Consider the following 7,409-nt stretch of genomic DNA (forward strand, 5'->3'; position numbering starts at 1 on the left):
TTACCTAATGATTCTTCTAAACCTAAAAAGAAAAAATCCATAACTACTAAAAATATAAATATCTACGATATCTATATTTTACAAAAGTTCATAAGTTTAATGAAAGATTAAATCAACAGTCTTTCATTTAAGATCTCTTTAATATCGTCCTCGTCATTATTTAGATCTCCTCCTGACAGCTTTAGATATAGATTTTGATTATTATCAACATACCTAAGCAAATCTCTCCAATACAGAAGATTGTCTTTTCTTGTTTTTATAGGTAGCCCAAAATGTTCAACACAACAAATCACATTTGATTTAAGAATATCTGACACAGCACTAACAAACTGTTGAGGATACATCTGACATTCAAATATCATATTATATTTTTTTAAGATGACTAATTTTTCAAACAAGTCTGATGGAATTTCTTTATCAAAAGGGTTATATTTAGCACCAGAATCCTTAGACATTATTTGTCGAACACCTACTATATCTTTACAAGATGATAATTCAATTATTTTTTGTTCGAATGATTGAACATTCTGTGTAAAGTCCACAAATGCAATAACTTTTATATTTTTGTTGCTAAAATTAGCAACTAACCACTTATATTCACATAAATGATCAATATCTTCAGTATGAGCTTCTATATGTACAAAATTATCTATTTTAAAATCAGACGGTAATACCTTTATAGGCAAATCGGTATCCTTGACCCATCTATTGTAACCATTATAAATATCCCAAAAATGAATGTGTGAGTCTATTATTTTTTGCATAATAGTTATCTCGCTGTATAGCCCCCATCTACCGGAACTAAAGATCCAGTCATAAATGAACTTTTGTCACTCAGAAGAAAAATCACAACATTAGCAACCTCTTCTGTAGTGGCTACTCTGTTAATAGGTATTTCTTTTGCCTCACTTTTCTCAATATCGGCTAAATCAATTCCACTTACTAAAGAGTGTTTTTCTATTGCCTTTCTATACAGTGGAGTATCTGTAGTACTAGGACAAACAGTATTTACTCTTATATTTTTAGGTGCTAAATCTAGTGCCAATGATTTTGTCATCTGAGCAATTGCCCCCTTAGTCAAACCATACGCGAAATTATTCGTTTTACCAACAAAGCACTGATCTGAACCATTAAAAACTATAGAAGCTCCTGATTTAATACTCTCAGCCAAAGATTTCAAAATTACCACACTAGACATTAGGTTAATTGATATACACTTATTTATTTCATCCAAAGACTGAGAAAATATCGACCCACTTTGATGAATTCCAGCATTAAAGAATACCCCATCAAAGTCTATACCGCTTGGCAAAATAACATCAATGCCCTTATAGTTAGACAAATCAAATTTAATAAATACCTCTTTTTCAAGAACTTCTTCTGGAGTAACAATATCAATATTGTAAACAGTATAGCCTTGCGATACTAACTGCTTTAAAACAGTTCTACCTATACCCGAGCTAGCGCCCGTGATTAAATAATTCTTAGTACACATCAAATAAATCTCTTTGGAAAATAAAAATAATGAAATATACATTAACAGTATTTTATCATAAACACACTATGATCTTTACAGGCTAAAACACTTTATAGTTTTTAGTCTATATATATACAGATAAATCCAACGTTAATGTATTCATATGCTCTCCATTATATAGTCGCTGATATGAATATTCCGGACCAAATAAAACATTATCATCAAAGTATGCTCTCTGTGCAGAGGCAATAATTTGATTCTTAATTCCTGAAGATGTAAGACCAAATGTTGGAGATGCATTTGATGTTGGCATAGGTATATTTTCAGCATTATATGACTGCCCATAAGTAACGTTAAAGTTCGTATCTCTCCCACCTAAGGTAAGAGCATAAGCTACACCTAAATACCATGCCCCAGTATTTACGCTAGAACCATTTTGGTGGAAATCCTGCTTATTGGTTGTAGCTGACCATCCACCCTGTAATTGCCAGATACCCCCAAGCATTGAATATGCCAAAGTACCATCAAAGTTTAACACACCAATATTCTTTTCACTCTCTCCTATATTATCCAAAAATTGAGAGATACTATCATTACCAGCACCAGCAATATTAAAAACATATCCAGCATTAAAACCAACAGATAAGTCTTGAGTCCAAGAATCCGTATAGAAAAATCCAGCCGAAAAATTGGCTCTTTTATCATCAGAGCCAAAAACTGTTATATTAGTGTTTATAATATCATTCTTATAGTTTAGCGAAACATTAGTAACCTTATCAGGCGATAAAAACTCATCGATAATACCACTAGTCCATGGTCCACCGCCACCATAAGACCCTACCGAAAGCTTACTTCTACCAGCAGTAACAAAAAATGGTGATGTATCTAAATTACCAAAGATAACAAATGCATTCCCTAAGCCAAAACCTCCTGTCTCATCTGTATCAAAATCAAATTGGGCTGTTACATAATGACCTAAGTTAGATAAAAAATATAATTTTGAATTAGTTAAATAAATATTCTGTCCATTAGCTGGGAAATTTGGAGCTCCACCTGCTCTACTTATCTGACTCCCAAACCATGTTTGAGCATCTGCTTCTATGTACCCACCAAAAAATACTGAGTAATCATCAAAAGTATCTCTTTGTCCCAATATTGTCGATGCAAAAAGATTACTTGAAATCATTCCTATCGGAATACTGTTGTTACCCGAATATGATCCCAAATAAGTTATTTGACCTTGAGTCGTAATTGCAGGTGTCCCACCAACATCAATTCTACCATTTGATACAAAGACTCCTTGAGAACCTGTACTATCACCTAGTGACTTACCATCGCTTGCTATATTAGAAGCAATATCTTGTGGAGTTACTCCATCTAGCCCAAGTTGATTGAAATTTTCATTAGCTATTTTCTGGCGATACGTACTAAACTGTGACTTATTATTAACACCTGTATTTTGAGACTGCACCTTACCTATTTCTTGCTTAAGTATAGATATTTGCTGTTGAAGATCAGAGATTATTTGCATTTCCTGTTTTGACAGGCTTGCTTGCTCAGCAGACTCGCCAGCATATACTTTTATTGTGGTAAAAAGAAATAATATAAATATCCATTTAGAAAATAGTTTCACATAATCAAATCTTTGAATAAAAGTTGAGATAGATTACTTTATTTCTACTGGACGCTAAATATTAATATTTAATGGCAGATATTAATTATTGATTGGAAAAAGAATTTACTCTTACATTTTTTTGATATATTCTGCGGCATTGTCATCCAAAGAAATAATACCAGTATTTGCATCATAATAGATAAGCTCAGCATAACGAGCCCAATCAATAAAAGTATCAAATACACGCTCTGCGATTTCCATTGGATAATAATCATCCAACTCTGCCAAGAACCTACTTCTAGGAGCAGATTGGCTCTCTCTTTCACTCAAAACTTTGACAACATGACGAGCTAGTGGAATATACTTTAAGAATAATCTTCCAAAAATAAACTTTCTTTCATCAATATTTGAATCAATAAACTTACGCCCCATCGCAGTCATTTTGATATCACCATCAGATACTTCTGCAAATCGTAAGATTGATAAAATCTCGATAATAGGAAATAGATCATCAATATCAAGATGCAAGTCATCCGCTAATTGAGGTAGATCTACTGCTTCAACATCCTTGATCTCAGCCATCTCATCTAAAAGACCATTCATCTCTGAAATATCCACATCTGGTAGGCGATACCCAATAGTTATAGCAGTCTTTTTGTTCATACGCTCAGACAACTCTTTAGTTTGAGCAGTAGTCATCATACGATAAACCTGATCAACCAAATCTGCTACTACAGGATCTTGAGAGCTTCTTGGATGAGGAATATCTATTTTTAATTCACCACGTATGAATCCTGGATTACTACCAAATATAATAATTCTATTTGCTGTTAAAACTGCTTCTTCAATACTATGAGTAACATACAGAATACCTTTCATTGCTTCATTATTTTCCCAAAGATCAAGTAAATCCTCTCTAAGGTTCTCAGCAGTAAGAATATCAAGGGCAGAAAAAGGCTCATCCATTAACAAAACATCTGGTTCTAATACAAGGGCTCTAGCAAAACCAACACGCTGCTTCATACCACCAGATAGCTCTTTCGGATAAGCATTCTCAAATCCATCAAGACCTACCATATCAATTGCTTTTAATGCTCTTTTTTTACGCTCTCTAGCCGGAATATTGCGCGCTTCAAGACCTAATTCAACATTTTGCAAAACTGTAAGCCAAGGCATAAGCGCAAAGCTTTGAAAAACCATAGAAATATCTGGAACAGGTGCAGAGACTTTTTTACCTCTATACATTACTTCACCTGAACTTGGACTTAACAAACCTGCGATAATTCTAAGTAATGTTGATTTACCAGATCCAGATTTACCAAGTAGTGCGACAATCTCACCTTCATGTAAAGTAAAATCAATACTATCTAATACTTTAAGTGTATGACCACCTTTAATATTAAATTGCTTATTAACTTTTTCTACTGTAAAAATTTTTTTTGAGCTCATTTTCTAAAAATCTCCTATGCTTACATATTCATACTAAAGCGATTTTCTGCATAGTTATATAATCTGCGCCAGAACAGTTTATTAGATGCTACAACCAATACACACATTACTATCACACCTAGCAATACATTTGCCGTATGATCGCCCTGTAGGTTTGTATAATAAGTAATATAATCTCCAAGACCTGATGCTTGAATTATTGACTGATCTCCAGTCCCCCAGTTGATATATTCACAAACGATACTTGCATTCCATGCTCCACCAGCTGCGGTAATTGCACCTGTAACATAGTATGGCATAACTGCTGGAAACAAGTACTTACGCCATTTCATAAAACCTTTTAGTTGCATATTCTTTGCAGCTAGTTTTAGCTCATCCGGAATTGCTGAAGCACCAGCAATCACATTAAACAATATATACCACTGTGTCCCAAGAGCCATCAATAAAATACACCATATATTAAAGTTAAGACCCAGAGTTATCACTAAAGTCCCAAAGATACCATATAGAACGTTAACTGGGAATGCTGCTGCCATCTGTGCATAAGGCTGTACTTTTTGAGCAATTCTAGGTCGCATACCAACCCATACACCTATCGGCACCCAGATTATTGATGTAATTATAATAAGTACAACAACTCTAAAGCCTGTGAGTAAACCATACCCAAAAACCTTAAAAGTCTCTGATAGACCAATATCAGAATTGTTACCATACACAGCTTGATAAGCAAAGTAGAACAATCCAATAACTATCATCAAGGTAAATACTGTCCACAATATTTTCTGTAGCAATGTTTCTTGTCTTTCTTGCTTTCTGTGTCTTGGTTGATTATAGACTTTATTTAAATTTTTCTTAAAAAATCTTATATTTACCAAAGTTGAAGTTATACTTCCAAACATATTCGAGAAAAGCTTTGTTATCGCAGACTTTTGCAATATCTTCAAAAACCATGATTTACTATAGACTTCTGATTGATTCTCACCCAAAACAAACTTCTCTGACCACACAACTAAAGGTCTAAAGAGTAGCTGATCATACAATATAATAGTGACTAACATCATCACTATTGCTGCACCAACTGCTCCAAAATCTTGAGCATTATTTGCCGCATCAATAAATGACCCTATACCAGGTAAGTTAATAGGTATTGATTGAGATGCACTAAAATTCACAATAATTGTCTCAGATGCAACTATCATAAACCAACAAGCTGACATTGACATCATAGTGTTCCAAACAAGTCCTGGCATTGAGAAGGGAACCTCAACTTTCCAGAATCTTTGCCATGCCGAAAGCTGATACATATCAGCCGCTTCAGCCAATTCTTTAGGTACAGTTTTAAGAGACTGATAAAAACTTAATATCATATTCCATACTTGAGCTGTTATAATCCCAAATATCACAGCGGATTGAGCTCCCCATAGTGAGCTTGGGAATAAAACTAAAAATCCAGTAACTGTAATAGCAAAGAAGCCCAAAATAGGAATAGACTGTAAAATATCTACAGCAGGAATAATTATACTCTCTGCTCTTTTACTTTTTGCTGCTAATGCTCCAAATATAAATGTAATCAGTAAAGAAATACCTAAACCAATAAACATCCGCATAACTGTTTCTGCTGTATAGTAGGGCAAAAGCCAAAGGTTTAAAGAAACTTCCGAATACTGTTGAACACTTGTTTGATTTGTATAGTCTATATTCCCACCTAAACCTGAGGTTGACCACACAAATATACTTAATACTAAAAGTATAATTGATAACGCTAAAATATCCCACTTAGTGCGAGAAACCTTTGCTGACATATTAGAATTATATAATCTTTTCATATGTCAAAACCCTTTGGTTTTTTTCAACAACGCTTTTAGTATATGCTATTTAGCTTTGTTTTTGTATTATAAATTTGATAATATTTTGCTAGAATCAAGGTAACTATAAGCATTATTAAATTGCAAAAATGAAAAAAGAACAAAAAATTATAAAAGTAAAACCTGGCGAAAGAGTATCTTGTCCAACAAAATATCATGAAAATTGGAATCTACACCCAAGAGTTTATATTGACCTTCAAGATAAGAAAACTAATACTTGTCCATACTGTGGTACCGTTTTTAAAGTAGAAAAATAATTAATCTTTTTCTATCTTTGCATCTTCATTGCTATCTTGATCTAACTGCTTTATAAAGTATGTCTTTACATCCTTATACTCACTTTGATAAATATCTACCTTGTCTCCTGAAGCATATTCAACATCTGTAAACTGCTCAAATGTTATCGGTGAAGATTTACCATCCTCTAAAACCTCAAACTGATATTTACCTTTTATTTTATCTACATCTTTAGTAGATGCGTAAATATAGCTACCGCCCGCACCTACCAATCCTCCTGTTCCTGCTCCAATAACGGCACCAGATCCAGCTCCTACAGCTGCTCCTACTGCGATACCTCCACCAACAGTTGCAGCAAAACATGGTGCCGCACCCAGACCAAGAGTAACAATAGTACACAAACCTCCACCAATTATACCAAGCATTCCCCCTAACATTGCTCCACCAAAAGCTCCAACGCCAGCTCCAACAACGGCGCCAGACCCAGCGCCAACACCGGTACCTGTAAGAACATCATCCTTAGTGTCTTGTTTTTTTATTTGCTCTTTAGTCAATAGCTGCTTCTCAGAAACGATTACTCCAGGTCCTACTTCTGTAATTTTTGGATTACTTGAACATCCTATTAACAATATTGACAAAATTATTCTCTGTACACGATAATTTTTTCATATTTTAAGTTCCTTAGTAGTTTTATTGAATATTTTGAGACACAAGGAGAAATCATTGCTATAAAATCCAATTTTTTGAATAGCATTTACAATCATGT

The 7,409-nt window shown here is 34.0% G+C and carries 7 protein-coding genes; 1 reads left to right on the forward strand and 6 read right to left on the reverse strand.

The features are described from left to right. Window positions 1-107 precede the first annotated feature (107 nt). The 5 genes from F3D57_RS09760 to F3D57_RS09780 form a co-directional block, all read right to left on the reverse strand. The gene (locus tag F3D57_RS09760) at window positions 108-764 is read right to left on the reverse strand and encodes an amidohydrolase family protein (protein WP_224728182.1); all 657 of its coding nucleotides are present in this window, start codon (window positions 762-764) and stop codon (window positions 108-110) included. A 5-nt stretch (window positions 765-769) separates the two neighbouring features. Then, window positions 770-1,495 (reverse strand): SDR family NAD(P)-dependent oxidoreductase, encoded by a 726-nt coding sequence (locus F3D57_RS09765; protein WP_150466116.1) that lies wholly within the window; start codon window positions 1,493-1,495, stop codon window positions 770-772. A 106-nt stretch (window positions 1,496-1,601) separates the two neighbouring features. Beyond that, window positions 1,602-3,110: a DUF3573 domain-containing protein gene (locus tag F3D57_RS09770; RefSeq protein ID WP_149369080.1), complete on the reverse strand. Its 1,509-nt coding sequence runs from the start codon at window positions 3,108-3,110 to the stop codon at window positions 1,602-1,604. A 111-nt stretch (window positions 3,111-3,221) separates the two neighbouring features. After that, window positions 3,222-4,541, reverse strand: coding sequence for a nitrate/sulfonate/bicarbonate ABC transporter ATP-binding protein (locus tag F3D57_RS09775; RefSeq protein ID WP_013921924.1), 1,320 nt, complete (start codon window positions 4,539-4,541; stop codon window positions 3,222-3,224). A 20-nt stretch (window positions 4,542-4,561) separates the two neighbouring features. Continuing rightward, on the reverse strand, window positions 4,562-6,367 hold the full coding sequence (locus F3D57_RS09780; RefSeq protein ID WP_013921923.1) for an ABC transporter permease: 1,806 nt from the start codon (window positions 6,365-6,367) through the stop codon (window positions 4,562-4,564). Window positions 6,368-6,495: 128 nt separating this feature from the next. On the opposite strand from F3D57_RS09780, the gene F3D57_RS09785 reads away from it, so the two are divergent. Beyond that, a complete protein-coding gene (locus F3D57_RS09785) occupies window positions 6,496-6,663 on the forward strand; it encodes a zinc-finger domain-containing protein (RefSeq protein WP_013921922.1) in 168 nt (55 codons plus the stop codon). Here F3D57_RS09785 and F3D57_RS09790 read toward each other — a convergent pair whose 3' ends face one another. Next, complete coding sequence (locus tag F3D57_RS09790; RefSeq protein ID WP_411961513.1) at window positions 6,664-7,281, reverse strand: hypothetical protein; 618 nt, start codon at window positions 7,279-7,281, stop codon at window positions 6,664-6,666. Between the last annotated feature and the right edge of the window lie 128 nt (window positions 7,282-7,409).

Origin of the sequence: Francisella sp. SYW-2, from assembly GCF_008711475.1 — a bacterium.
In the GTDB taxonomy this organism is placed as follows: domain Bacteria; phylum Pseudomonadota; class Gammaproteobacteria; order Francisellales; family Francisellaceae; genus Francisella; species Francisella salimarina.